This window comes from Rhabdothermincola salaria (assembly GCF_021246445.1).
In the GTDB taxonomy this organism is placed as follows: Bacteria; Actinomycetota; Acidimicrobiia; order Acidimicrobiales; family Acidimicrobilacustridaceae; genus Rhabdothermincola_A; species Rhabdothermincola_A salaria.
The window spans coordinates 1-21,204 of the sequence record NZ_JAJQXW010000005.1; the positions used below are offsets into that span (position 1 = coordinate 1).

The following is a 21,204-nucleotide window of genomic DNA, read 5'->3' on the forward strand; positions in this document are numbered from 1 at the left end:
TTGATCGCGCCGATCGCCATGGAAGAGGGTCTGCGTTTCGCCATTCGTGAGGGTGGTCGTACCGTGGGCGCCGGCCGCGTCACCAAGATCATCAAGTAACGGAAGCGACCATGGCTGACAAGCAGAAGATCCGTATCCGGCTCAAGGCGTACGACCACGAGATCGTCGACCAGTCGACGAAGAAGATCGTGGAGACGGTGGTGCGCACGAGTGCCTCCGTGCGAGGCCCGGTGCCGCTGCCCACGGAGAAGCACCGCTTCACCGTGATCCGCTCGCCGCACAAGGACAAGGACTCCCGCGAGCACTTCGAGATGCGGATCCACAAACGCCTGCTCGACATCGTCGACCCCACCCCGAAGACCGTCGATTCGCTGCAGCGCCTCGACCTCCCGGCCGGTGTCGACATCGAGATCAAGATCCAGCAGGTCTGACGCCCGGCGTCGCCCCCGCAACCGACGCGAGAGAGCCCGGGTCCGAGGACCCGGGCTCTTCCGCGTTCGGGGAAGGCGTGCACCTCCCGCCTACGATGCCATCTCGGCTCGACGACACCCGTCGAGCGACTGATCGGGGGAGTGGTTCATGGGCCGCATGCAGGACAAGGTCGCGCTCGTCACGGGAGGCTCGTCGGGGATCGGTGCCGCCTGTGTGGGCCGCTTCCGCGACGAGGGGGCCTACGTGGTGGCCGCCGACCTGAAGCCGGCGGGGGAGGGGTTCGCCGAGCCCGACCTGTTCGTGGAGTGCGACGTCACCGACGAAGCAGCCGTGCAGGCCGCCGTCGCCGCGGCGACGGAGCACGCCGGACGGCTCGACACGGTGGTCACCTCGGCCGGGGTCGCCGGCGGCGGTCCGGTGCACTGGGTCGACAGCGCAGCGTGGGACCACGTGCTCGGCGTCAACCTCAAGGGGACCTTCCTCACCGCCAAGCACGCCATCGCCCAGATGCTCACCCAGGAGCCGGTCGACGACGAGCGGGGCTCGGTCATCACCGTGGCCAGCGTCGAGGGCCTCGAGGGCACCGCCGGCGGGAGCGCCTACAACGCCTCGAAGGGCGGCGTGGTGCTACTCACCAAGAACATGGCCATCGACTACGGCCGCCAGGGCATCCGGGTCAACGCCATCTGCCCGGGCTTCATCGACACTCCCATGTTCCGCTCCCTCGGGGACCCCGAGAGCGACGAGATGCTCCTGGAGGTCCGCGAGGAGCACAAGCTGCGCCGCTTCGGCCGCCCCTCCGAACTCGCCGCCGTGGCCCTCTTCCTGGCCTCCCCCGACGCCTCGTTCGTCACCGGCCAGGCCATCGCCGTCGACGGCGGCTACACCGCCGGCCGCGACCACGGCGTCACCCAGCGCATGGGGCTCTGACATCTTGCTCCGGTCGGCAAGCCTCCCTGCGCCGGCTTCGCCGAAACGCGGGGCCGGTCTGAGCCTTCGTCGCTGCGCTCCTGCGGATGTCACGAGTCGTGACATCTTGCTCCGGTCGGCAAGCCTCCCTGCGCCGCCTTCGGCGAAACGCGAACGCTGACTGAGGCTCCGTCGCTGCGCTCCTCCGCCTGTTGTGAGTTGACGACCCGCTCCATGGACTCGGGTCTGAGTGGGTTCCGGGGGGTGGCCCGCACCACTGGTTCTGACGCGCGCACGGGAGCGAGTGCGGCTCGGCGGCCGCACCTTGCGATCGATGAAGGGTTCGTCGGCCCATGCCGGAGCTCGACGAAGCTGCCGCTCTGAGCGACCGAGCACGTCAGGTTCTGGTGCGGGACAGGACCCGCCGGGACCCCGATGACCCGACCAGCGGTGAGTCGGAGGCGCCAGCGACCCGCCCACGCCGCGTCCCGAGGAGCGCAGCGAGGAGGGCGCCATGGACACGGTTCTGGTGCGGGGACAGGACCCGCCGGGACCCCGAGGACCCGACCAGCGGTGAGTCGGAGGCGCCAGCGACCCGCCCACGCCGCGTCCCGACGAGCGCAGCGAGGAGGGCGCCATGGACACGGTTCTGGTGCGGGACAGGACCCGCCGGGACCCCGATGACCCGACCAGGGGTGAGTCGGAGGCGCCAGCGACCGCCGGTTTGGATTTGTGGGGCGGGGACCGCTATCGTGCTCCCTTCGTGCGTCGGGCTCCCCCCGGAACACCGGCCGCACCTCTTCGTCGTTGTCAACCGACGTCTGCGACGGCCCGCCCCGGTGGGTACCCCGCAGCACAACCGAATGGCGCTCCGCCGGGTCCTTCCCGAGCGGAGCGCTCGCGTGAATGCCCCACGTCCGAGTGGGGGAAGACGAACGCTGCATCCCACAGAAAGAACGTTGCCGGTATGGCGAACAAGGCAGTAGTCGGCGAGAAGGTCGGCATGACCCAGGTCTGGGACGACGACAACCGTGTCGTCCCCGTGACCGTTGTCAGGGTCGAGCCGATGCGCGTCGTTCAGATCAAGACCAACGAGTCCGACGGGTACAACGCTCTGCAGGTCACCTTCGGCGACCGCGACGCCCGCAAGCTCAACAGCCCCGATCGGGGTCACTTCGAGACTGCCGGCGTGCAGCCCGGGAAGCGTCTGCTCGAGCTGCGGCTCGACGACGTCTCGGACTACGAGGTCGGCCAGGAGATCACGGTCGACACCCTCGTCGCCGGTGAGCTCATCGACGTGACCGCCATCAGCAAGGGCAAGGGCTTCGCCGGCGTCATGAAGCGGCACAACTTCGCCGGTCAGCGGGCCAGCCACGGTGCCCACCGCGTGCACCGGGCCCCGGGCGCCATCGGCGCCTGCGCCACACCGGCTCGGGTGTTCAAGGGCACCCGCATGGCCGGTCGCATGGGCGCCGAGAAGGTCACCACGCTGAACCTGAAGGTGGTCTCGGCCGACGCCGAGAAGAACCTCCTGCTGGTGCGGGGCGCCGTACCCGGACCGAAGGGCGGCCTCGTGGTCATCCGTGATGCCGTGAAGGCTGCGACCAAGGGTGGTGCGTGATGGCGTCGGTGACCGTCAAGACCTCGTCCGGCGCCGATGCCGGCACGGTCGACCTCGATGAGGCGATCTTCGGCATCGAGCCGAACGTCCCGGTCATGCACCAGGTCGTGACCGCCCAGCTCGCCGCCCGACGGGCCGGCACCCAGAGCACCAAGACCCGCGCCGAGGTTCGTGGCGGCGGGGCCAAGCCCTGGAAGCAGAAGGGCACCGGCCGGGCCCGGGCGGGCTCCACCCGCAGCCCCATCTGGATCGGTGGCGGCGTGGCCCATGCGCCCAAGCCCCGCTCCTACGCCCAGCGCACCCCCAAGAAGATGATCCGCCTGGCGCTGCGCTCGGCCCTGTCCGACCGTGCCGCCGAGGGCAACGTCCACGTCGTCGCCGAGTGGGGCTTCGACACCCCGAGCACCAAGGGCGCCATCGCCGCCCTGGCCGCTCTCGGCGCCGAGGGCCGCGTGCTCGTGGTGCTCTCCCGTGACGACGTCGTCGCCTACAAGAGCTTCCGCAACCTCCAGAACGTCCACGTCCTCGAGGTCGGCGAGCTCAACACCTACGACGTGCTCGTGAACGACTGCGTCGTGTTCACCAGCCAGACCCTGCCGACGGCCACGCCGACGGCCGATGCCGAGGCAGCCTCGTGAAGAACCCACGCGACGTCATCATCCGACCGGTGGTGAGCGAGAAGAGCTACGGCCTGCTCGACGCCAACGTCTACACCTTCATCGTGCATCCCGAGGCCTCCAAGCCCGAGATCCACGACGCCATCGAGTCGATCTTCGATGTGCGCGTCCTGAAGGTGAACACCCTCAACCGCAACGGCAAGCGCAAGCGCAACCGTCGCACCGGTACCTGGGGGTCCCGACCCGACACCAAGCGCGCCTTCGTCACCCTCGCCGACGGCGACCGCATCGATCTGTTCGAGGGGTAGGACACGATGGCTCTCCGCAAGCGCAAGCCCACCAGCGCCGGCCGCCGGTTCCAGACGGTCTCGGACTTCTCCGAGATCACCTCGACCGAGCCCGAGCGCTCCCTGCTGGCCCCCAAGTCCAAGACCGGCGGCCGCAACAGCTACGGCCGCAAGACCGCCCGCCACAAGGGTGGCGGCCACAAGCAGCGCTACCGCGTGGTCGACTTCCGTCGCACCAAGGACGGCGTGCCCGCCTCGGTGGCCACGATCGAGTACGACCCCAACCGCACCTGTCGCATCGCCCTGCTGCACTACCACGACGGCGAGAAGCGCTACATCCTGGCGCCACGCGACGTGAAGGTCGGCGACGTGCTCCAGAGCGGCCAGGGCGCCGACATCCGCCCCGGCAATGCCCTGCCGCTGCGCTACATCCCGGTCGGTACCGTGATCCACAACGTCGAGCTCAAGCCCGGCGGCGGCGGCAAGATGGCCCGCAGCGCCGGTGCGAGCGTCCAGCTCGTGGCCAAGGAAGGCGACTTCGCCACCCTGCGCCTCCCGTCCACCGAGATGCGCCGCGTGCCGATCGACTGCCGGGGCACGGTGGGTGAGGTCGGCAACGCCGAGCACGAGCTCATCAAGATCGGAAAGGCCGGCCGCAACCGCTGGAAGGGCGTCCGCCCCCAGACCCGTGGTGTGGCCATGAACCCGGTCGACCATCCCCACGGCGGTGGCGAGGGCAAGACCTCGGGTGGTCGTCACCCGGTGTCCCCCTGGGGCCAGCCAGAGGGCCGAACCCGCGACAAGAACAAGCCGTCGCAGAAGCTCATCGTCCGCCGACGCCGCACCCGCGGCTCGCGCCGATAGGGAGAGACGCCGAACATGCCTCGCAGCCTCAAGAAGGGCCCGTTCGTCGACGACCACCTGCTCAAGAAGGTCGACGATCTGAACGACAAGAACGAAAAGCGCGTGATCAAGACCTGGTCGCGTCGCTCCACGGTCATCCCCGAGATGGTCGGTCACACCATCGCCGTCCACGACGGCCGCAAGCACGTGCCGGTGTACATCACCGAGTCGATGGTCGGGCACAAGCTCGGCGAGTTCGCCCCGACGCGCACGTTCAAGTTCCATGCCGGCCAAGAGAAGAAGGGACGCCGCTGATGGCCTTCGGCGTCAAGACGAACGAGCGCCCCGGCGTGCGCTCCCAGGTGCGCCACGTGCGCACCTCGGCCTACAAGGCCCGCGAGGTGCTCGACCTGATCCGCGGCCTTCCCGCGGCCCGGGCCCTCGAGGTGCTCGAGTTCTCCGAGCGCGACATCGCCCGCACCATCCTCAAGTGCCTCGAGTCGGCCATCGCCAACGCCGAGCACAACAACTCGATCCCCGCCGACGAGCTCTTCGTCTCTGCGTGCTACGCCGACGAGGGTCCGACGATGAAGCGCTGGCGCCCCCGGGCCCGCGGCCGGGCCACCCGGATCCGCAAGCGCACCACCCACATCACCATCATCGTGAGCCGTCTCGAGCCGGAGGCCCTCGCCGCCCTGCGCGAGCGGGAGGCGTCCACCGGGGCCGGCCGCACCGGTCGGGCCGCCGCCGACGCTCGCCGTGAGCGGGTGGCGCGCAGCCGCCAGGCCAAGGCCGAGCGCAAGACCGACGACCACGACCACGACCACGATCACGACCACGATCACGATCACGATCACGACGAGGCCAACGAGGCCGATGTGGCCGAGCAGGCGCAGCCGGCCACGGCCGAGCCGACGCCCGACGTGGTCGACGACGTGGCGACCGACGAGGCCAACGAGGCCGACGTCGCCGAACAGGCCGAGCCGGCCACGGCCGAGCCGACCCCTGCCGACGAGCAGGCGGATGCGGCCGCCGAGGCCGAAGGGAAGGACAGCTGATGGGTCAGAAGGTCAACCCGTACGGGTTCCGCCTCGGCGTCACCACGGACTGGAAGTCCCGGTGGTTCGCCGACCGCAAGGAGTACGCCTCCAACGTCATCGAGGACTGGAAGATCCGTGACTTCCTCATGACGCAGCTCCCCCACGCCGCGATCAGCCGCATCGAGGTCGAGCGCACCCGCGATCGTCTTCGCGTCGACGTCCACACCGCTCGCCCGGGCATCGTCATCGGGCGTCGGGGCGCCGAGGCCGACCGCCTCCGCGCCGGGCTCACCAAGATCTCGGGCAACAACAAGGTCCAGCTCAACATCCAGGAGATCAAGCAGCCGGAGCTCGACGCCGCCCTGATCGCTCAGGGTGTCGCCGACCAGCTCGCCGGTCGCGTGGCCTTCCGTCGGGCCATGAAGCGGGCCGTCCAGAACGCCCAGAAGGCCGGCGCCCTCGGCATCCGGGTCCAGTGCTCGGGTCGCCTCGGCGGCTCCGAGATGGCTCGCACCGAGTGGTACCGCGAAGGCCGGGTGCCGTTGCACACGCTGCGCGCCGACATCGACTACGGCTTCCGTGAGGCCAAGACCACCTACGGCCGCATCGGCGTCAAGGTCTGGCTCTACAAGGGCGACATCCTCCCCTACAAGAGCCAGGTCGAGGACAAGGCCACCCGCGAGGCTGCCATGGCCGTCGGCGAGGCCGCCGGCGATGCCAAGCCCCGCAAGGTCGTGTCGTCCGCCGCCGCGACCCGTCGGCGCACCGCCGAGCCGGGCGCCCCCACCGAGGCGCCTGCCGCTCCCGCCGAGGAAGAGGCCGCCCCGCTGGTCAAGGAGGCCGATCCCGAGCTCGAGCGCCTGCTGGCCGAGGAGGAGGAGATCGAACGCTCCACCCGCCAGCACCACGAGACCCCCCACTTCCGCCCCGGGGATGGTGAGTAGATCATGTTGATGCCCAGGAAGGTCAAGCACCGCAAGCAGCAGCGCGGTCGTCTCAAGGGGAAGGCCAAGGGTGGCACCGATGTCACCTTCGGCGACTACGGCATCCAGGCCCTCGAGCCCGGGTGGATCACCGCCCGCCAGATCGAGGCCGCCCGTATCGCCATGACCCGCCACATCAAGCGTGGCGGCAAGGTCTGGATCAACGTGTTCCCGGACAAGCCGGTCACCCAGAAGCCGGCCGAGACCCGCATGGGGTCGGGCAAGGGCAACCCCGAGAAGTGGGTCGCCGTCGTCAAGCCCGGCCGCATCCTGTTCGAGCTGTCCTACAACGACCCCGAGATCGCCCGTGCGGCCATCGAGCGGGCCATCCAGAAGCTGCCGATCAAGGCCCGCTTCGTCGTCCGGGAGGAGGGGTTCTGATGGCCAAGACCAAGGAATCACTTCGCGACGTCAGTGACACCGAGCTCTTCACCAAGCTCGCCGAGGCCAAGGAAGAGCTGTTCAACCTGCGCTTCCAGAACGTCACCGGCCAGCTGGAGAACTCGTCACGGCTCGGCATCGTGCGCAAGCAGATCGCCCGGCTCAACACTGAGCTCCGGGAACGTGAGATCGCCGCCGCCGAGGCGCTGGCGGCCCAAGAGGAGACCGACTGATGGCTGACGAGACCGCGGCCACCGCTGAGACCCGCCCGAACCCCCGCAAGACCCGCGAGGGACTCGTCGTTTCGGCGGCCATGGACAAGACGGCGGTCGTCGCCGTCACCGACCGGGTGCGTCACCCCCGGTACAACAAGACCGTCCAGCGCACCGCCCGGCTGTACGTGCACGACGAGGCCAACGACCTCAACGTGGGCGACCGGGTGCGCATCCAGGAGACCCGGCCGCTGTCGAAGCTCAAGCGCTGGCGCCTCCTCGACGTGGTGGAGCGTGCCCGATGATCCAACAGGAGAGCCGACTTCGCGTCGCCGACAACAGCGGCGCCAAGGAGGTGCTGTGCATCAAGGTGCTCGGCGGCTCCCGTCGTCGCTACGCCTCCATCGGTGACGTCTTCGTGGCCACCGTCAAGGACGCCATGCCCGGTGCCGCCGTCAAGAAGGGCGACGTCGTCAAGTGCGTCGTGGTGCGGGTGAAGAAGGAGAAGCGTCGTCCGGACGGCTCCTACATCCGCTTCGACGAGAACGCCGCCGTGCTCATCAACGACAACATGCAGCCACGGGGCACCCGCATCTTCGGGCCCGTGGGGCGCGAGCTGCGCGACAAGAAGTTCATGCGCATCGTGTCGCTGGCACCGGAGGTGCTGTGATGAAGATCCGCAAGGGTGACCGTGTCCAGGTCCTGACCGGCAAGGACCGGGGCAAGACCGGCGTCGTCAGCCGATCCATCCCCGACCGGGGCAAGGTGATCGTCGACGGCGTGAACATCGCCAAGAAGCACCAGAAGCCCACCAGCGCCACGACCCAGGGCGGCATCATCGACAAGGAGATGCCGATCCCGGTGGCCAACGTGGCCATCATCTGCAACTCGTGCGGCAAGCCGACCCGCATCGGCTACCGCATCGAGGGCGACGGGTCGAAGGTGCGCATCTGCCGCAAGTGTGAGGGTGATCTGTCGTGACCGCCGCAACCGCCACCGTGCCGCGCCTCAAGCAGCGCTACAACGACGAGGTCCGGGCGTCGCTCAAGGAGCAGCTCGGCCTCGAGAACATCATGCAGGTCCCGCGCTTCGAGAAGATCGTCCTCAACTCGGGCGTGGGTCAGGCCCTGCAACAGCAGTCCCTGATCGAAGGGGCCGTGCGAGACCTCGAGGCCATCACCGGCCAGAAGGTCGTGGTCACCAAGGCCAAGAACTCCATCGCCGGCTTCAAGCTCCGCGAGGGCAACGCCATCGGCGTGAAGGTCACCCTCCGGGGCGATCGCATGTGGGAGTTCCTCGACCGGCTGATCAGCCTGGCCATCCCCCGCATCCGCGACTTCCGAGGCCTTCCGGCCACGTCGTTCGACGGCCGGGGCAACTACACGTTCGGTGTCTCCGAGCAGCTCATGTTCCCGGAGATCGAGTACGACAAGATCGACGTCCCTCGCGGCTTCGACATCACGATCGTCACCACCGCCCGTTCCAACGCCGAGGGCAAGGCCCTGCTCGATGCCTTCGGCTTCCCGTTCAAGCGTGAGGGGCAGCAGTAATGGCCAAGAAGGCGCTCATCAACAAGCAGCAGCGCACACCCAAGTTCAAGGTGCGTGGCTACACCCGCTGCCAGCGCTGCGGTCGTCCGCACGCCGTCTACCGCAAGTTCCTGCTGTGCCGCGTGTGCCTACGCGAGCTCGGCCACGCCGGGGAGATCCCCGGCCTCAAGAAGGCCAGCTGGTGAAGGAGGCCGTTCGATGACCATGACCGACCCCATCGCCGACATGCTGACCCGCATCCGCAACGCCAACACGGCGATGCACGATGACGTTCGCATGCCCTCTTCCAAGGTGAAGGAAGCTCTCGCCACCCTCCTGTTGAAGGAGGGCTACATCGAGGACTTCACCGTCGCCGACGACCCCGGTCGTCCGGGACGGGTCCTCACCGTCACCATGAAGTACTCCCCCGAGCGCAAGCGCGTGATCTCCGGGGTGAAGCGCGTGTCCAAGCCGGGCCTGCGCGTCTACATCAAGGCCGACAAGATCCCTCGGGTTCTCGGCGGCCTCGGTGTGGCAGTCCTGTCCACCAGCCAGGGGCTCATGACCGACCGTGAGGCGCGCAAGCGCCGCATGGGCGGCGAGATCCTCTGCTACGTCTGGTAGAGGAGCCACCATGTCCCGAATCGGACGCGCTCCGATCCCCGTGCCCGCCGGTGTCGACGTCACCGTCGCCGGTCGCCACATCACCGTCAAGGGCCCCAAGGGCACCCTCGAACGCGACATCCCCGAGCTGATCACGGTGCGCCAGGACGAGGGCCAGCTCCTCGTCGAGCGCCCCAACGACGAGCGCGAGAGCCGGGCCCTGCACGGGCTGGTCCGCTCGCTGGTCAACAACATGGTCGTCGGTGTGAGCGAGGGCTTCCGCAAGGACCTCGACATCGTGGGTGTCGGCTACCGCGCCACCGCCAAGGGCAACGACGCGCTCGAGCTGGCGCTCGGCTTCAGCCACCCGGTCAGCGTCAAGGCCCCCGAGGGCATCACCTTCGAGGTGGCCAGCCCCACCACCATCGGCGTCGTCGGCGTCGACAAGGAAGCCGTGGGCCAGGTCGCCGCCAACATTCGAGCCATCCGCAAGCCCGAGCCCTACAAGGGCAAGGGCGTCCGGTACCGCGACGAGCACGTGGTCCGCAAGGCGGGCAAGGCCGGGAAGTAGGAACCATGAGTGACAGTGCCAAGCAGAAGCGTGACGCCCGGCTCCGCCGCCATCGCCGCGTGCGCAAGCACGTCCGGGGCACGACCGAACGGCCGCGCCTCGCGGTGTTCCGGTCCAACCGTCACATCACCGCCCAGGTGATCGACGACACCAGCGGGCGCACCCTCGCCTCCGCCTCCACCATCGAGGCCACCGTCGGTGCCGAGGGCACCGGCAACATCGCCGCCGCCACCGAGGTGGGCCGACTCGTCGCCGAGCGGGCCAAGACCGCCGGTGTCGACAAGGTCGTCTTCGACCGAGGCGGCTTCCTCTACCACGGCCGCGTGGCCGCAGTGGCCGACGCCGCCCGAGACGCGGGACTGGAGTTCTGATGGCCCCCAACGACTTCGACGCCCTCCCCCTGCGGGAGTCACGCGTCATCAACATCAACCGAGTGGCCAAGGTCGTGAAGGGTGGCCGTCGCTTCTCCTTCACCGCCCTCGTGGTGATCGGCGACGGTGCCGGCCACGTCGGCCTCGGCTACGGCAAGGCCAAGGAGGTGCCCCTCGCCATCCAGAAGGGCACCGAGGAGGCGCGCAAGAACCTCTTCGCCGTCCCGCTGGCCGGTTCCACCATCACCCACCCCATCCTCGGCCGCATGGGTGCCGGACGCGTGCTGCTCAAGCCGGCGGCGCCCGGTACCGGCGTCATCGCCGGTGGCGCGGCTCGCGCCATCCTCGAAGAAGCCGGCATCCACGACGTGCTCTGCAAGTCCCTGGGCTCGTCGAACCACATCAACGTGGCCCGGGCCACCATCGCCGGTCTCCAGGAGCTCAAGCGCCCCGACGAGATCGCCAAGCTCCGGGGGCTGTCGCCCGAGGAGTTCGTGCCCAAGGGCCTGCTCGAGGCCTACAAGGAATCCGAGCGGGGCCCGCACGTGCCGAACGAGGTCGCGTGATGTCCGCCCTCAAGGTGACCCAGGTGAAGTCCTCCATCGGCACCAAGCCGAAGCACCGAGGCACCCTGCGGGCTCTCGGGCTGCGCGGGATCGGCAAGACCAACACCCTGCCCGACCGCCCCGAGATCCGCGGCATGATCGCCCGGGTGCCCCACCTCGTGACCGTCGAAGAGATCAAGGACGATGCGTCGTGAAGATCCATGACCTCAAGCCCGCTGAAGGGTCCAACCGGGCGCGCAAGCGCGTCGGACGCGGCATCGGTGGCAAGGGCGGCAAGACCGCAGGCCGAGGCACCAAGGGCCAGCGGGCTCGCGGCAGCGTGCCCGCCGGATTCGAGGGCGGGCAGATGCCGCTGCACATGCGGGTGCCCAAGCTGCGAGGCTTCAACAACCCGTTCCGGGTCGAGTACCAGGCTCTCAACCTCGACGTCATCGACGAGTCGGGCCTCGACGTGGTCGATCCCGAGGCGCTGCTGGCCAAGAGCCTCGTCGGCAAGGGCTCGCTGGTGAAGGTGCTCGGTCGCGGGGAGATCACCCGTGCGGTCACGGTGAAGGCCCACGCCTTCTCCAAGTCGGCCGAGGCGGCCATCCGCGCTGCGGGGGGTACTGTCGAGATCCTTCCGCTGCCCTGGGGCGACCGTCGGCCGCCCGCCCAGGGCAACCACCTGACCAACCGCTGAGCCGCGCGACGGCCCGGCAGGAGCCACAACGGTGCTCACCAACCTGAAGAACATCTTCAAGGTCCACGATCTTCGCAACAAGATCCTGTTCACCCTCGCGATGATCGGGCTCTACCGCCTGGGTGCCCACATCCCCGTACCCGGCATCGACACGGGCGCGCTGGCCTCGTTGCAGCAAGAGGCCGAGCGGGGCGGCATCTTGTCGTTCCTGAGCCTGTTCTCGGGCGGCGCGCTCACGCAGTTCGCCGTGTTCGCCCTCGGGATCATGCCCTACATCACCTCGTCGATCATCATGCAGATCCTCGGCGTGGTGATCCCCAAGCTCGAGGAGTGGCAGAACCAGGGGGCGGTGGGGCAGCGCAAGATCACGCAGTGGACGCGCTACGTCACCATCGGCATCGCCATCCTGCAGTCCACCGGCCTCGCCTACCTGTTCAACAGCGGCGGCGGCGGCCTCACCGGTTCGTCGGTGAACCTGATCCCGAACTTCGACGTGCCCCACGTGCTGTTGATCGTGCTCACGCTCACCACCGGCACCGCCCTGCTGATGTGGCTCGGCGAGCTCATGACCCAGCGGGGGATCGGCAACGGCATGTCGCTGTTGATCTTCGCCTCGGTCGTCAGCACCCTCCCCGGCCAGCTGGCCCAGATCAAGGCGGCGGGCGGCTGGACGGCGGTGACCCTGTTCGTCGCCGGCTTCACGATGATCCTGGTGGCCATCGTGTTCGTCGAGCAGGGCCAGCGCCGGATCCCGGTGCAGTTCGCCAAGCGGGTGGTGGGCCGCCGCATGTACGGCGGCCAGAGCACCTACATCCCGCTGAAGGTGAACCAGTCCGGTGTCATCCCGATCATCTTCGCCAGTTCGGTGCTCTACCTGCCCCAGCTGCTTACCTTCGTGCTCCCCTCAGACGGCTGGGGCGCCAGCGTGCAGACCTTCGTCGACGACAACATCGTGCGGCCCAACGCCCCGCTGCACCTGTTGGTCTTCGGCCTGTTGATCATCGGCTTCGCCTACTTCTACACGGCCATCACCTTCGATCCCGTGAAGCAGGCCGACACGCTGCGCAAGCAGGGCGGGTTCATCCCCGGCATCCGTCCCGGGCCCCAGACCGAGCGGTACCTGGCCAAGATCCTCTCCCGGATCACCCTTCCCGGCGCCCTCTTCATCGCGTCGGTGGCCCTCATCCCGTCGTTCGTCCTCACGACCTACCTGCCGGGCTCGTCGGGCCAGAACGTCAGCTTCTCCGGCATCACCATCCTCATCGCCGTCGGTGTGGCCCTCGAGACCATGAAGCAGGTCGACAGCCAGCTGATGATGCGGAACTACGAAGGGTTCCTGAAGTAGTGGCCATCCGACTCCTGATCTTCGGTCGCCAGGGCGCGGGGAAGGGCACACAGTCGGCCCTCCTCGCCGAGCACTACGGGGCCGTGCACATCTCCACCGGCGACGTGCTGCGCGCTGCCGTCGCCAACGCCACCCCGGTGGGGCTCGAGGCCAAGTCGTACATGGACTCCGGTCAGCTGGTCCCCGACGAGGTCATGCTGGGCGTCGTCGAGGAGCGCCTGGCGCAACCCGACATCGTCGAGCACGGCTTCCTCCTCGACGGCTTCCCCCGCACGGTGCCCCAGGCCGAGGCCCTCCTCGGCATCACCGACGTCGACGTGGCGGTCGATCTCGTGGTCCCCGAGGACGTCGTCCTCGAGCGCATCTCGTCGCGACGGGTGTGCTCGTCATGCGGTCGGATCTACTCGGTGGGCATGCCGCCCGCCGAGGGCTGGACCTGCGACACCTGCGGTGGCGAGGTCGTCCAGCGCGCCGACGACACCCCCGAGGCCGTCGCCAAGCGCCTCGCGGCCTACAGCAGCGAGACCGAGCCGACCATCCGGTGCTTCGAGGACAAGGGGCTCCTGGCGACCGTCGACGGCCTCGGCACCCCCACCGAGGTGCAGGATCGCCTGGTGGCGGCCATCGACGCCGCTGTCGCGTCCTGACCCCACGGTGAAGCGCACCCCCGAACAGATCCGCCTCATGCGGGCGGCGGGACGGGTGGTGGCCGAGATGCACGACGAGATCCGCCGGGCGGTCCGGCCCGGGGTCACGACCCTGCAGCTCGATGCCATCGGTCGGACCGTCCTCGAGCGCCGGGGGGCCACCTCGAACTTCCTCGGCTACCACGGCTACCCGGCTGTGATCTGCGCCTCGCCCAACGACACCATCGTCCACGGCATCCCCTCGGATCGGGCCCTCGTCGACGGCGACATCCTCTCCATCGACTGCGGAGCCGTCGTGGACGGCTGGCACGGCGACGCCGCCTTCACCATGGCGGTGGGCGAGGTCTCGCCCGAGGCCGAGCGCCTCATCGAGGTCACCCGAGCATCGTTGTTCGCCGGCATCGCCGCCATGCGCGACGGCAAGCGGCTGGGCGACGTGGGCGCGGCCGTCCAGCGCACGGTCGAGGCCGCCGGTTTCTCGGTGGTCCGCGAGTACGTGGGCCATGGGATCGGCACGGCGATGCACGAGAAGCCCGAGGTGCCCAACGTGGGCGTCCCGGGCAAGGGCGGTCGCTTGAAGCCGGGCATGACCCTCGCCCTCGAGCCGATGGTCAACGTCGGGGCCCCCGAGACCTTCCTCACCGACGACGGCTGGACGGTGGTCACCGCCGACCGCTCCCTCTCCGCCCACTGGGAGCACACGGTGCTGGTGACCGAGGGCGAACCCGAGATCCTCACCGCCGCGTAGCGGGCGCCGCCCCGCCGTGGACCGACCACGATGCCGGATGCGCCTCGCCGAGGTGCTCGCCGCGGGCGGTGGGGGCGACTACGGTGCTGGGCGAGGCTCGTGAGCTCGCCGGCACCCGATCTCGCCGAATTGGAATCCGACGGCGAGCACCGCTAGCATCGTCCTTCGGCCATCCGCGCCCCCGCGTCTCTGCGCGCCGGGGTGCGATCCGTGCGAGCAGGAGGACCACGCTGCCGAAGCCCAAGGAAGACGCGATCGTTCTCGAGGGAACGGTCATCGAGCCGTTGCCCAACGCCATGTTCCGAGTCGAGCTCGAGAACGGGCACAAGGTGCTGGCCCACATCTCGGGGAAGATGCGCATGCACTACATCCGCATCCTGCCCGGTGATCGCGTCCAGGTTGAGCTGACGCCGTACGACCTCACCCGCGGCCGAATCACCTATCGGTACAAGTAGGACACCACCAGGCAAGTGAGCGTCCGGCCGCCCTGGCCGGACCCGCCGGGGGGATCATGCCCCGGTGACCCTGAACGAAGGATTCAGGCGATTTGAAAGTACGTCCGAGCGTCAAGAAGATCTGTGAGAAGTGCAAGGTGATCCGCCGCCACGGGCGGGTTCGGGTCATCTGCACCAATCCCCGACACAAGCAGCGGCAGGGCTGACATGGCCCGCATCGCAGGGGTCGACGTCCCCCGAGAAAAGCGTCTCGAGATCAGCCTCACCTACATCTTCGGCGTGGGTCGCACCACCGCCAAGCAGATCTGTGAGTTCACCGACATCGACTCCAGCACGCGGGTCCGCGACCTCACCGACGAAGAGGTGAACCGCATCCGCGCCTGGATCGACCAGAACCTCAAGGTCGAGGGTGACCTGCGGCGCGAGGTCGACCAGGACATCCGTCGCAAGATGGAGATCGGTTCCTACCAGGGCCTGCGCCACCGCAAGGGCCTGCCCGTCCGCGGCCAGCGCACGCACACCAACGCTCGCACCCGCAAGGGCCCGAAGAAGACCGTGGCCGGCAAGAAGAAGGTGGGTCGCAAGTAATGGCCAAGCCGTCGCCCGGGGGCCGTCGCCCCCGCAAGAAGGAACGCAAGAACGTCACCTACGGGGTGGCGCACATCAAGAGCTCGTTCAACAACACGATCGTGAGCATCACCGACCAGGAGGGCAACGTCCTCGCCTGGGCCTCCGCCGGCAACGTCGGCTTCAAGGGCTCGCGCAAGAGCACCCCCTTCGCCGCCCAGATGGCCGCCGAGCAGTGCGCCCGCCGGGCCATGGAGCACGGCGTGCGCAAGGTCGACGTGCTCGTCAAGGGCCCCGGCTCCGGTCGTGAGACCGCCATCCGCTCGATCCAGAACGTCGGCATCGAGGTCACCGGCATCAAGGACGTCACCCCGGTTCCGCACAACGGCTGCCGGCCTCCCAAGCGTCGGAGGGTCTGACCATGGCTCGTTACACCGGACCCAAGGCGCGCGTCTCGCGTCGCCTGGGCACCAACATCTTCGGCACCAAGGGCGAGACCGTCGCCCTCGACAAGCGGCCGTATCCCCCGGGCGAGCACGGTCGCACCCGCCGACGGGGCAATCCCTCGGAGTACCTGCTCCAGATGCAGGAGAAGCAGAAGGCCCGCTTCACCTACGGTCTCTCCGAGCGGCAGTTCCGCAACCTCTACGAGGAGGCGAACCGCAAGGCGGGGGTGACCGGCGAGAACATGCTCCGGTTCCTCGAGATGCGGCTCGACAACGTCGTCTACCGCTCCGGCTGGGCGGCCACTCGTCCCCAGGCCCGCCAGTTCGTGGGCCACGGCCACGTGAACGTCAACGGCAAGCGGGTCGACATCCCCAGCTTCCGCGTCCGTCCGGGCGATGTCGTCACCCTGCGCGACAAGGCCCGCGAGATGGTCGTCGTGCAGTGGAACCGCGACGTGCTCGACCGCACGCCTCCGGCGTGGCTCGAGTCCGGTGAGGGCGGCTTCACCATCACGGTGCTGCAGGCCCCGGTCCGCGACCAGATCGACGTGCCGGTGCGCGAGCAGCTCATCGTCGAGCTCTATTCGAAGTAGGCGCCCACCGGGCGGGGGACGAGCCCCCGCCCGTGCGCCGATCCCCATCCGTACGGAACCGAGGTAGACACACATGCTGGTCATGCAGCGCCCGAAGGTGGAAGCGCTCGGAGAGGTCGACGACGCCCGTCAGCTCTTCGCCCTGGGCCCGCTGGAGCCGGGATTCGGGCACACGCTCGGAAACTCGCTCCGCCGCACCCTTCTCTCGTCGATCCCGGGAGCGGCCGTCACCCAGGTCCGCTTCGACGAGGCCCTCCACGAGTTCGACACCATCAAGGGCGTCACCGAGGACGTCACCGACATCTTGTTGAACCTCAAGGACCTCGTCCTGCGGGTGCACACCGATGAGCCGGTGACCCTTCGTCTCGACGCCCGCGGTCCGGCCGAGGTCACCGCGGCCGACATCGCCCTCACCTCCGATGTGGAGGTCCTCAACCCGGACCTGCACATCGCCACACTCAACGGCAACGGCCGTCTGGCCATCGACATCACCGTCGAGACGGGTCGGGGCTACGTCTCGGCCGATCGCAACAAGACCTCGAGCACCATCGGTGTGATCCCGGTCGACTCGATCTTCTCGCCGGTGCGTCGGGTCACGTTCTCCGTCGAGCCCACGCGCGTCGAGCACTCCACGGAGTTCGATCGCCTGGTCCTCGACATCGAGACCGACGGCTCCATCTCCGCCCGAGAGGCGCTGGCGTCGGCAGGGGCCACCCTGCAGTCGCTGGTCCAGCTCGTCGCCGAGATGAGCGACGAGCCCCAGGGCCTCGAGCTGGGTGAGGTGGCCGTGGCCGCCACCGGCTCGCCCGACCTCGACCTCCCCATCGAGGACCTCGATCTCTCCGAGCGTCCTCGCAACTGCCTCAAGCGGGCCCAGGTCAACTCCGTCGGGGAGCTCCTCGACAAGACCGAGGACGACCTGCTCGCCATCACCAACTTCGGCCAGAAGTCGCTCGACGAGGTCATCGCCAAGCTCGACGAGCGCGGTCTGTCGCTCAAGCACCGGGACTGAAACCGCCATGCCTGCTACTCCCCGCAAATCCCGCCGCTTCGGCGGCAGCGCCTCTCACCAGCGTCTGATGATGGCCAACCTGGCCGCGTCGCTCTTCGCGGCCGAAGGCATCGTCACCACCGAGGCCAAGGCCAAGGCCCTGCGCCCGGTGGCCGAGAAGCTCATCACCAAGGCCAAGAAGGGCGGCCTGCACCGCCACCGCCAGGTCGTCGCCTACCTCGGCGACAAGGAGATGGCGTCGAAGCTCTTCGACGACATCGGCCCCCGCTACGTCGAGCGGCCCGGTGGCTACACCCGCATCCTCAAGCTCGGTCCCCGTCAGGGTGACAACGCGCCGATGGCGCGCATCGAGCTGGTCTGACAGCCGGCGGGTCGCCCCCGTGACGACCACCGACCCGACCGCAGCCGACCCCTCGGGGTCGGCTGCGGCGCGTCCGGGCCCGGTGCGCGTCCGGCTCACCGTGGCCTACGACGGCTCGGCCTTCCACGGCATGGCGGCCAACGAGGGCGTGGCCACGGTGGCCGGCACCCTGGCCGAGGCCCTGGGGCGCGTCCTGCGCCACCCGGTCACCCTCAGCGTGGCCGGTCGCACCGACAAGGGCGTGCACGCGCACGGCCAGGTGGTGAGCCTCGACGTCGCCGATCCCCTCGTCGACCTCGGCGCCCTGGCCCGGGCCGTGAACGGCATCTGCGGGCCGGAGATCTCCGTGCGGGCGGCGACCATCGTGGCCGACGACTTCGACGCCCGGTTCTCGGCCACCTGGCGGGCGTACCGCTACACGGTCCTCAACCGGCCCGATCCCGATCCCTTCCTGGCCCGGACGGCCTGGTGGGTGCCCGAGCCCCTCGACCTCAACGCCCTGCGCCTCGGTTGCGACCCGCTCATCGGCAGCCACGACTTCTCGTCGTTCTGCCGCCGACCCAAGGGTGCCGGTCCCGAGGTCACCCTGGTCCGCCGGGTGCTCGACGCTCGCTGGCACGACCTGGGCGACGGGGTCCTGCGCTTCGACATCCGGGCCAATGCCTTCTGCCACCAGATGGTGCGCAGCATCGTCGGGCTGCTGGTCGACGTCGGACGGGGCCGTCGCCGCGCCGGTCAGGTGGCGGGCATCCGCCGGGCGGGCGACCGGGCCGGGGTGCCCACCGTGGCCCCGCCGCACGGCCTGTGCCTGTGGGAGGTGGGGTACCCGGCGCTCGGCGCGCCGACCTCCGACCCCCGAGGGCCCCGGCCCTGACCGCCCCGACCGGCCACCGGAGTTGCCCGGTGACGAGGAGCCCCGGTACGATTGCCCGCTGCTCTGGCGCGCGCCGAAGGGTCATCCGTGCGCTGCGTCAGACCCGTCTCGAAGCACTCCACGAAAGCAAGGGCTTGCGCGTGCGCACCTACACCCCCAAGGCCAGCGAGATCCAGCGCGACTGGCACGTCATCGACGCCGAGGGCATGGTCCTCGGTCGCCTCGCCACCGAGGTGGCCAGCCTCCTGCGCGGCAAGCACAAGCCGACCTACACCCCCCACCTCGACACCGGCGACCACGTCATCGTGGTCAACGCCGACAAGATCGTCCTCACCTCCAACAAGGGCGAGCGCCAGATGGTGCACCGCCACTCGGGGTACCCGGGCGGTCTGCGCACGCAGACCTACGGCAACCTCATGGCCAACAAGCCCGAGGAAGCCGTCCGCCGGGCCGTGCGCGGCATGCTCCCGAAGAACCGCCTCGGTCGTCAGATGATCCGCAAGCTCAAGGTCTACGCGGGGCCGAACCATCCCCACGCCGCCCAGTCGCCCCAGTCGCTCGAGCTCGCCCGCGCCAAGGCCCGCTCGTAACCGCTCGCTGCAAGGAACCCCCGATGTCGACTCCTCTCGTCCAGTCCACCGGTCGCCGCAAGCGTGCGGTCGCCCGTGTCAACCTCCGTCCCGGCTCCGGGACCATCACGGTCAACAAGCGCTCGGTCGACGAGTACTTCCCGACCCCGACCCACCGGATGATCCTCACCGAGCCGTTGCGCCTCACCGAGCTCTCCGAGACCTACGACGTCGACTGCCGCATCGACGGCGGCGGGGCCTCCGGGCAGGCGGGCGCGCTGCGTCACGCCATCGCCCGGGCGCTCATCGAGGTCGACCCCGAGCTGCGCCCGGAGCTCAAGAAGGCCGGCTTCCTCACCCGCGACGATCGCAAGAAGGAATCCAAGAAGTACGGCCTCAAGAAGGCCCGCAAGGCTCCGCAGTACTCCAAGCGCTGAGCCGGCCGGTCGCTCCGGCCTCGAGGCCGCGACCGACCCTGCCGTCACCACCGACGTGCGCCTCCCTGTCGGGACGGCGCACGTCGGCGTTTTGGTCCCCTGGGTGCGCCACGATCGAGCAAGGAGAAGTCGTCGATGACGTTGCGGTTCGGGACCGACGGGGTGCGCGGCCGCGCCGATGAGCTCACCGACGAGCTGGTGGTCGCACTCGGCCAGGCCGCCGCCGAGGTGCTCGGCGCCGACGCCATGGTGGTGGGTCGCGACACCCGGGCCTCGGGTCCTCGGCTCGAGGCGGCCCTGGCGGAGGGGGCGCGCGCCGCAGGGGTCGAGCCGATCGGCCTCGGGGTCGTGCCCACGCCGACGGTGGCCTGGGAGAGCGCCCGCTCGGGTCGCACCGGTGCGGTGATCTCCGCATCGCACAACCCCTGGACCGACAACGGCATCAAGTTCTTCGCACCCGGCGGGCGCAAGCTCTCCGACGAGCTGGAGGAGCGCCTGGAGGCCCGCCTCGACGAGCTCGTGGCCATCGCCGCGCCACTTCCGACAGGGATGGTCGAACCGGCGGGTGATCCCTCGGTGGGCACGGCCTGGGCCGAGGCCCTCCGGGCGACCGTGCCGGCCGACGCCCTGCGCGGCATGAAGGTCGTCGTCGACTGTGCCAACGGGGCGTCGTCGGCGCTGGCGCCCGGCGTCCTGCGGGACCTGGGCTGCGATCTGGTGGTGCTGCACGACTCGCCGGATGGCACCAACATCAACGACGGATGCGGCTCCACCCACCCGGGGGACCTGCAGGCCGCGGTGGTGGAGCACGGGGCGGATGTCGGGCTGGCCTTCGACGGCGACGCCGACCGGGTGCTGGCCGTGGACGAGCGGGGCGCCCTGGTCGACGGCGACCACCTCATCGCCCTGTTCGCCCTCGATCTCCAGGACCGGGGCCGACTGGCCCAGGACCACGTCGTCGTGACGGTGATGACCAACCTCGGCTTCCGCCACGCCATGTCGAGCGCGGGCATCGAGGTGGTCGAAACGCCGGTGGGCGACCGCCACGTGTTGGAGGCCCTGCAACGCGGCGGCTGGTCGCTGGGCGGCGAGCAGTCCGGCCACATCGTCTTCGCCGACCTGGCCACCACGGGCGACGGCCTGCTCTCGGGGCTCCAGCTGCTCGATCTCCTCCGTCGCTCCGGACGGCCTCTCTCCGAGCTGGCGGCGCAGGTGATGACCCGGCTGCCGCAGGTGCTGGTCAACGTGGCGGTCGACCAGCGTCGCCCCGACATCGCCGACCTGGTCGCCGACGCGGTGGCGGCCGAGGAGGCGGTGCTCGACGGCGCCGGCCGCATCCTGATCCGCCCCAGCGGCACCGAACCGCTCGTGCGGGTCATGGTCGAGGCCCCCTCGGCCGAGCAGGCCGAAGGCGTGGCCCAGCGCCTGGCCGCCGCCGTGGGCGCAGCCTGCGCCACGTAGACTCCACGGGTTCGCTTCGCCGTCCGGCAGCCGGGTGCATCCGTC

The 21,204-nt window shown here is 69.4% G+C and carries 36 protein-coding genes and 1 pseudogene; all 37 read left to right on the top strand.

Going from position 1 to position 21,204, the window contains the following annotated elements; translation table 11 throughout:
* Window positions 1-99 (top strand): EF-Tu C-terminal domain-related protein (locus LUW87_RS16590; RefSeq protein WP_232672557.1); only part of this gene is annotated, 99 nt, incomplete at its 5' end.
* An 11-nt stretch (window positions 100-110) separates the two neighbouring features.
* Complete coding sequence (gene rpsJ, locus LUW87_RS16595) at window positions 111-431, top strand: 30S ribosomal protein S10 (RefSeq protein WP_232672321.1); 321 nt, start codon at window positions 111-113, stop codon at window positions 429-431.
* Window positions 432-579: 148 nt separating this feature from the next.
* A complete protein-coding gene (locus tag LUW87_RS16600; protein WP_232672322.1) occupies window positions 580-1,362 on the top strand; it encodes an SDR family NAD(P)-dependent oxidoreductase in 783 nt (260 codons plus the stop codon).
* Window positions 1,363-2,308: 946 nt separating this feature from the next.
* A complete protein-coding gene (gene rplC, locus LUW87_RS16605; protein WP_232672323.1) occupies window positions 2,309-2,962 on the top strand; it encodes a 50S ribosomal protein L3 in 654 nt (217 codons plus the stop codon).
* Complete coding sequence (gene rplD / locus LUW87_RS16610) at window positions 2,962-3,600, top strand: 50S ribosomal protein L4 (RefSeq protein ID WP_232672324.1); 639 nt, start codon at window positions 2,962-2,964, stop codon at window positions 3,598-3,600. The genes rplC and rplD overlap by 1 nt, the downstream gene beginning before the upstream one ends.
* Window positions 3,597-3,887 (top strand): 50S ribosomal protein L23, encoded by a 291-nt coding sequence (rplW, locus tag LUW87_RS16615; protein ID WP_232672325.1) that lies wholly within the window; start codon window positions 3,597-3,599, stop codon window positions 3,885-3,887. Before rplD ends, rplW begins: the two co-directional genes overlap by 4 nt.
* 6 nt (window positions 3,888-3,893) lie before the next feature.
* Complete coding sequence (gene rplB, locus LUW87_RS16620; RefSeq protein ID WP_232672326.1) at window positions 3,894-4,730, top strand: 50S ribosomal protein L2; 837 nt, start codon at window positions 3,894-3,896, stop codon at window positions 4,728-4,730.
* A 15-nt stretch (window positions 4,731-4,745) separates the two neighbouring features.
* Entirely contained in the window at window positions 4,746-5,024 is a 279-nt protein-coding gene (gene rpsS, locus LUW87_RS16625; protein ID WP_232672327.1) for a 30S ribosomal protein S19, read from the top strand.
* A pseudogene (gene rplV / locus LUW87_RS16630) lies at window positions 5,024-5,455 on the top strand (50S ribosomal protein L22); the annotation flags it as partial. The gene rpsS and the pseudogene rplV, both read left to right, overlap by 1 nt.
* Before the next feature lie 311 nt (window positions 5,456-5,766).
* Complete coding sequence (rpsC, locus tag LUW87_RS16635; protein WP_232672328.1) at window positions 5,767-6,693, top strand: 30S ribosomal protein S3; 927 nt, start codon at window positions 5,767-5,769, stop codon at window positions 6,691-6,693.
* Window positions 6,694-6,696: 3 nt separating this feature from the next.
* Window positions 6,697-7,113 (top strand): 50S ribosomal protein L16, encoded by a 417-nt coding sequence (rplP, locus tag LUW87_RS16640; protein ID WP_232672329.1) that lies wholly within the window; start codon window positions 6,697-6,699, stop codon window positions 7,111-7,113.
* Complete coding sequence (gene rpmC, locus LUW87_RS16645) at window positions 7,113-7,346, top strand: 50S ribosomal protein L29 (protein WP_232672330.1); 234 nt, start codon at window positions 7,113-7,115, stop codon at window positions 7,344-7,346. Before rplP ends, rpmC begins: the two co-directional genes overlap by 1 nt.
* The gene (gene rpsQ / locus LUW87_RS16650; RefSeq protein ID WP_232672331.1) at window positions 7,346-7,630 is read left to right on the top strand and encodes a 30S ribosomal protein S17; all 285 of its coding nucleotides are present in this window, start codon (window positions 7,346-7,348) and stop codon (window positions 7,628-7,630) included. Before rpmC ends, rpsQ begins: the two co-directional genes overlap by 1 nt.
* A complete protein-coding gene (gene rplN / locus LUW87_RS16655; RefSeq protein ID WP_232672332.1) occupies window positions 7,627-7,995 on the top strand; it encodes a 50S ribosomal protein L14 in 369 nt (122 codons plus the stop codon). The genes rpsQ and rplN overlap by 4 nt, the downstream gene beginning before the upstream one ends.
* A complete protein-coding gene (gene rplX / locus LUW87_RS16660; protein ID WP_232672333.1) occupies window positions 7,995-8,306 on the top strand; it encodes a 50S ribosomal protein L24 in 312 nt (103 codons plus the stop codon). Before rplN ends, rplX begins: the two co-directional genes overlap by 1 nt.
* A gap of 17 nt (window positions 8,307-8,323) precedes the next feature.
* Window positions 8,324-8,875 carry a 50S ribosomal protein L5 gene (gene rplE, locus LUW87_RS16665; RefSeq protein ID WP_232672558.1) on the top strand — a complete coding sequence of 184 codons (552 nt, stop codon included), beginning with the start codon at window positions 8,324-8,326 and terminating at the stop codon, window positions 8,873-8,875.
* Complete coding sequence (locus LUW87_RS16670) at window positions 8,875-9,060, top strand: type Z 30S ribosomal protein S14 (RefSeq protein WP_232672334.1); 186 nt, start codon at window positions 8,875-8,877, stop codon at window positions 9,058-9,060. The genes rplE and LUW87_RS16670 overlap by 1 nt, the downstream gene beginning before the upstream one ends.
* Before the next feature lie 13 nt (window positions 9,061-9,073).
* Window positions 9,074-9,478 (top strand): 30S ribosomal protein S8, encoded by a 405-nt coding sequence (gene rpsH / locus LUW87_RS16675; RefSeq protein WP_232672335.1) that lies wholly within the window; start codon window positions 9,074-9,076, stop codon window positions 9,476-9,478.
* A 10-nt stretch (window positions 9,479-9,488) separates the two neighbouring features.
* A complete protein-coding gene (gene rplF, locus LUW87_RS16680; RefSeq protein WP_232672336.1) occupies window positions 9,489-10,028 on the top strand; it encodes a 50S ribosomal protein L6 in 540 nt (179 codons plus the stop codon).
* Between the two features lie 5 nt (window positions 10,029-10,033).
* On the top strand, window positions 10,034-10,399 hold the full coding sequence (gene rplR, locus LUW87_RS16685) for a 50S ribosomal protein L18 (protein ID WP_232672337.1): 366 nt from the start codon (window positions 10,034-10,036) through the stop codon (window positions 10,397-10,399).
* Window positions 10,399-10,965 carry a 30S ribosomal protein S5 gene (gene rpsE / locus LUW87_RS16690; RefSeq protein ID WP_232672338.1) on the top strand — a complete coding sequence of 189 codons (567 nt, stop codon included), beginning with the start codon at window positions 10,399-10,401 and terminating at the stop codon, window positions 10,963-10,965. Before rplR ends, rpsE begins: the two co-directional genes overlap by 1 nt.
* A complete protein-coding gene (gene rpmD / locus LUW87_RS16695; RefSeq protein WP_249420581.1) occupies window positions 10,965-11,159 on the top strand; it encodes a 50S ribosomal protein L30 in 195 nt (64 codons plus the stop codon). The genes rpsE and rpmD overlap by 1 nt, the downstream gene beginning before the upstream one ends.
* On the top strand, window positions 11,156-11,644 hold the full coding sequence (rplO, locus tag LUW87_RS16700) for a 50S ribosomal protein L15 (protein ID WP_232672340.1): 489 nt from the start codon (window positions 11,156-11,158) through the stop codon (window positions 11,642-11,644). The genes rpmD and rplO overlap by 4 nt, the downstream gene beginning before the upstream one ends.
* Window positions 11,645-11,675: 31 nt before the next feature.
* A complete protein-coding gene (gene secY, locus LUW87_RS16705) occupies window positions 11,676-12,989 on the top strand; it encodes a preprotein translocase subunit SecY (protein ID WP_232672341.1) in 1,314 nt (437 codons plus the stop codon).
* A 5-nt stretch (window positions 12,990-12,994) separates the two neighbouring features.
* The gene (locus LUW87_RS16710) at window positions 12,995-13,636 is read left to right on the top strand and encodes an adenylate kinase (RefSeq protein ID WP_346742592.1); all 642 of its coding nucleotides are present in this window, start codon (window positions 12,995-12,997) and stop codon (window positions 13,634-13,636) included.
* 7 nt (window positions 13,637-13,643) lie between these two features.
* Window positions 13,644-14,384: a type I methionyl aminopeptidase gene (map, locus tag LUW87_RS16715; protein WP_232672343.1), complete on the top strand. Its 741-nt coding sequence runs from the start codon at window positions 13,644-13,646 to the stop codon at window positions 14,382-14,384.
* 230 nt (window positions 14,385-14,614) lie between these two features.
* Window positions 14,615-14,839, top strand: coding sequence for a translation initiation factor IF-1 (gene infA, locus LUW87_RS16720; RefSeq protein ID WP_232672559.1), 225 nt, complete (start codon window positions 14,615-14,617; stop codon window positions 14,837-14,839).
* 92 nt (window positions 14,840-14,931) lie between these two features.
* A complete protein-coding gene (rpmJ, locus tag LUW87_RS16725; protein ID WP_232672344.1) occupies window positions 14,932-15,045 on the top strand; it encodes a 50S ribosomal protein L36 in 114 nt (37 codons plus the stop codon).
* A gap of 1 nt (window position 15,046) precedes the next feature.
* Window positions 15,047-15,427, top strand: a complete 381-nt coding sequence (rpsM, locus tag LUW87_RS16730) for a 30S ribosomal protein S13 (RefSeq protein ID WP_232672345.1) — start codon at window positions 15,047-15,049, stop codon at window positions 15,425-15,427.
* A complete protein-coding gene (rpsK, locus tag LUW87_RS16735) occupies window positions 15,427-15,825 on the top strand; it encodes a 30S ribosomal protein S11 (protein WP_232672346.1) in 399 nt (132 codons plus the stop codon). Before rpsM ends, rpsK begins: the two co-directional genes overlap by 1 nt.
* 2 nt (window positions 15,826-15,827) lie before the next feature.
* Window positions 15,828-16,445: a 30S ribosomal protein S4 gene (rpsD, locus tag LUW87_RS16740; protein ID WP_232672347.1), complete on the top strand. Its 618-nt coding sequence runs from the start codon at window positions 15,828-15,830 to the stop codon at window positions 16,443-16,445.
* Window positions 16,446-16,518: 73 nt separating this feature from the next.
* Complete coding sequence (locus LUW87_RS16745) at window positions 16,519-17,457, top strand: DNA-directed RNA polymerase subunit alpha (protein ID WP_232672348.1); 939 nt, start codon at window positions 16,519-16,521, stop codon at window positions 17,455-17,457.
* Window positions 17,458-17,464: 7 nt separating this feature from the next.
* The gene (gene rplQ / locus LUW87_RS16750) at window positions 17,465-17,818 is read left to right on the top strand and encodes a 50S ribosomal protein L17 (RefSeq protein ID WP_232672349.1); all 354 of its coding nucleotides are present in this window, start codon (window positions 17,465-17,467) and stop codon (window positions 17,816-17,818) included.
* A gap of 19 nt (window positions 17,819-17,837) precedes the next feature.
* On the top strand, window positions 17,838-18,692 hold the full coding sequence (gene truA / locus LUW87_RS16755; protein WP_232672350.1) for a tRNA pseudouridine(38-40) synthase TruA: 855 nt from the start codon (window positions 17,838-17,840) through the stop codon (window positions 18,690-18,692).
* Window positions 18,693-18,832: 140 nt separating this feature from the next.
* Window positions 18,833-19,282: a 50S ribosomal protein L13 gene (rplM, locus tag LUW87_RS16760; protein WP_346742585.1), complete on the top strand. Its 450-nt coding sequence runs from the start codon at window positions 18,833-18,835 to the stop codon at window positions 19,280-19,282.
* A gap of 23 nt (window positions 19,283-19,305) precedes the next feature.
* Window positions 19,306-19,698, top strand: a complete 393-nt coding sequence (gene rpsI, locus LUW87_RS16765) for a 30S ribosomal protein S9 (RefSeq protein WP_232672352.1) — start codon at window positions 19,306-19,308, stop codon at window positions 19,696-19,698.
* 135 nt (window positions 19,699-19,833) lie between these two features.
* Window positions 19,834-21,159, top strand: a complete 1,326-nt coding sequence (glmM, locus tag LUW87_RS16770) for a phosphoglucosamine mutase (RefSeq protein WP_232672353.1) — start codon at window positions 19,834-19,836, stop codon at window positions 21,157-21,159.
* The last annotated feature ends 45 nt before the right edge of the window (window positions 21,160-21,204 follow it).

Bases quoted from the DNA above. Each gene is read 5' to 3' on its own strand.
- rpsJ (WP_232672321.1), top strand. From the start codon at position 111: ATGGCTGACAAGCAGAAGATCCGTATCCGGCTCAAGGCGTACGACCAC.
- LUW87_RS16600 (WP_232672322.1), top strand. From the start codon at position 580: ATGGGCCGCATGCAGGACAAGGTCGCGCTCGTCACGGGAGGCTCGTCG.
- rplC (WP_232672323.1), top strand. From the start codon at position 2,309: ATGGCGAACAAGGCAGTAGTCGGCGAGAAGGTCGGCATGACCCAGGTC.
- rplD (WP_232672324.1), top strand. From the start codon at position 2,962: ATGGCGTCGGTGACCGTCAAGACCTCGTCCGGCGCCGATGCCGGCACG.
- rplB (WP_232672326.1), top strand. From the start codon at position 3,894: ATGGCTCTCCGCAAGCGCAAGCCCACCAGCGCCGGCCGCCGGTTCCAG.
- rpsS (WP_232672327.1), top strand. From the start codon at position 4,746: ATGCCTCGCAGCCTCAAGAAGGGCCCGTTCGTCGACGACCACCTGCTC.
- rpsC (WP_232672328.1), top strand. From the start codon at position 5,767: ATGGGTCAGAAGGTCAACCCGTACGGGTTCCGCCTCGGCGTCACCACG.
- rplP (WP_232672329.1), top strand. From the start codon at position 6,697: ATGTTGATGCCCAGGAAGGTCAAGCACCGCAAGCAGCAGCGCGGTCGT.
- rpmC (WP_232672330.1), top strand. From the start codon at position 7,113: ATGGCCAAGACCAAGGAATCACTTCGCGACGTCAGTGACACCGAGCTC.
- rpsQ (WP_232672331.1), top strand. From the start codon at position 7,346: ATGGCTGACGAGACCGCGGCCACCGCTGAGACCCGCCCGAACCCCCGC.
- rplN (WP_232672332.1), top strand. From the start codon at position 7,627: ATGATCCAACAGGAGAGCCGACTTCGCGTCGCCGACAACAGCGGCGCC.
- rplX (WP_232672333.1), top strand. From the start codon at position 7,995: ATGAAGATCCGCAAGGGTGACCGTGTCCAGGTCCTGACCGGCAAGGAC.
- LUW87_RS16670 (WP_232672334.1), top strand. From the start codon at position 8,875: ATGGCCAAGAAGGCGCTCATCAACAAGCAGCAGCGCACACCCAAGTTC.
- rpsH (WP_232672335.1), top strand. From the start codon at position 9,074: ATGACCATGACCGACCCCATCGCCGACATGCTGACCCGCATCCGCAAC.
- rplF (WP_232672336.1), top strand. From the start codon at position 9,489: ATGTCCCGAATCGGACGCGCTCCGATCCCCGTGCCCGCCGGTGTCGAC.
- rplR (WP_232672337.1), top strand. From the start codon at position 10,034: ATGAGTGACAGTGCCAAGCAGAAGCGTGACGCCCGGCTCCGCCGCCAT.
- rpsE (WP_232672338.1), top strand. From the start codon at position 10,399: ATGGCCCCCAACGACTTCGACGCCCTCCCCCTGCGGGAGTCACGCGTC.
- rpmD (WP_249420581.1), top strand. From the start codon at position 10,965: ATGTCCGCCCTCAAGGTGACCCAGGTGAAGTCCTCCATCGGCACCAAG.
- rpsM (WP_232672345.1), top strand. From the start codon at position 15,047: ATGGCCCGCATCGCAGGGGTCGACGTCCCCCGAGAAAAGCGTCTCGAG.
- rpsK (WP_232672346.1), top strand. From the start codon at position 15,427: ATGGCCAAGCCGTCGCCCGGGGGCCGTCGCCCCCGCAAGAAGGAACGC.
- rpsD (WP_232672347.1), top strand. From the start codon at position 15,828: ATGGCTCGTTACACCGGACCCAAGGCGCGCGTCTCGCGTCGCCTGGGC.
- LUW87_RS16745 (WP_232672348.1), top strand. From the start codon at position 16,519: ATGCTGGTCATGCAGCGCCCGAAGGTGGAAGCGCTCGGAGAGGTCGAC.
- rplQ (WP_232672349.1), top strand. From the start codon at position 17,465: ATGCCTGCTACTCCCCGCAAATCCCGCCGCTTCGGCGGCAGCGCCTCT.
- rpsI (WP_232672352.1), top strand. From the start codon at position 19,306: ATGTCGACTCCTCTCGTCCAGTCCACCGGTCGCCGCAAGCGTGCGGTC.
- glmM (WP_232672353.1), top strand. From the start codon at position 19,834: ATGACGTTGCGGTTCGGGACCGACGGGGTGCGCGGCCGCGCCGATGAG.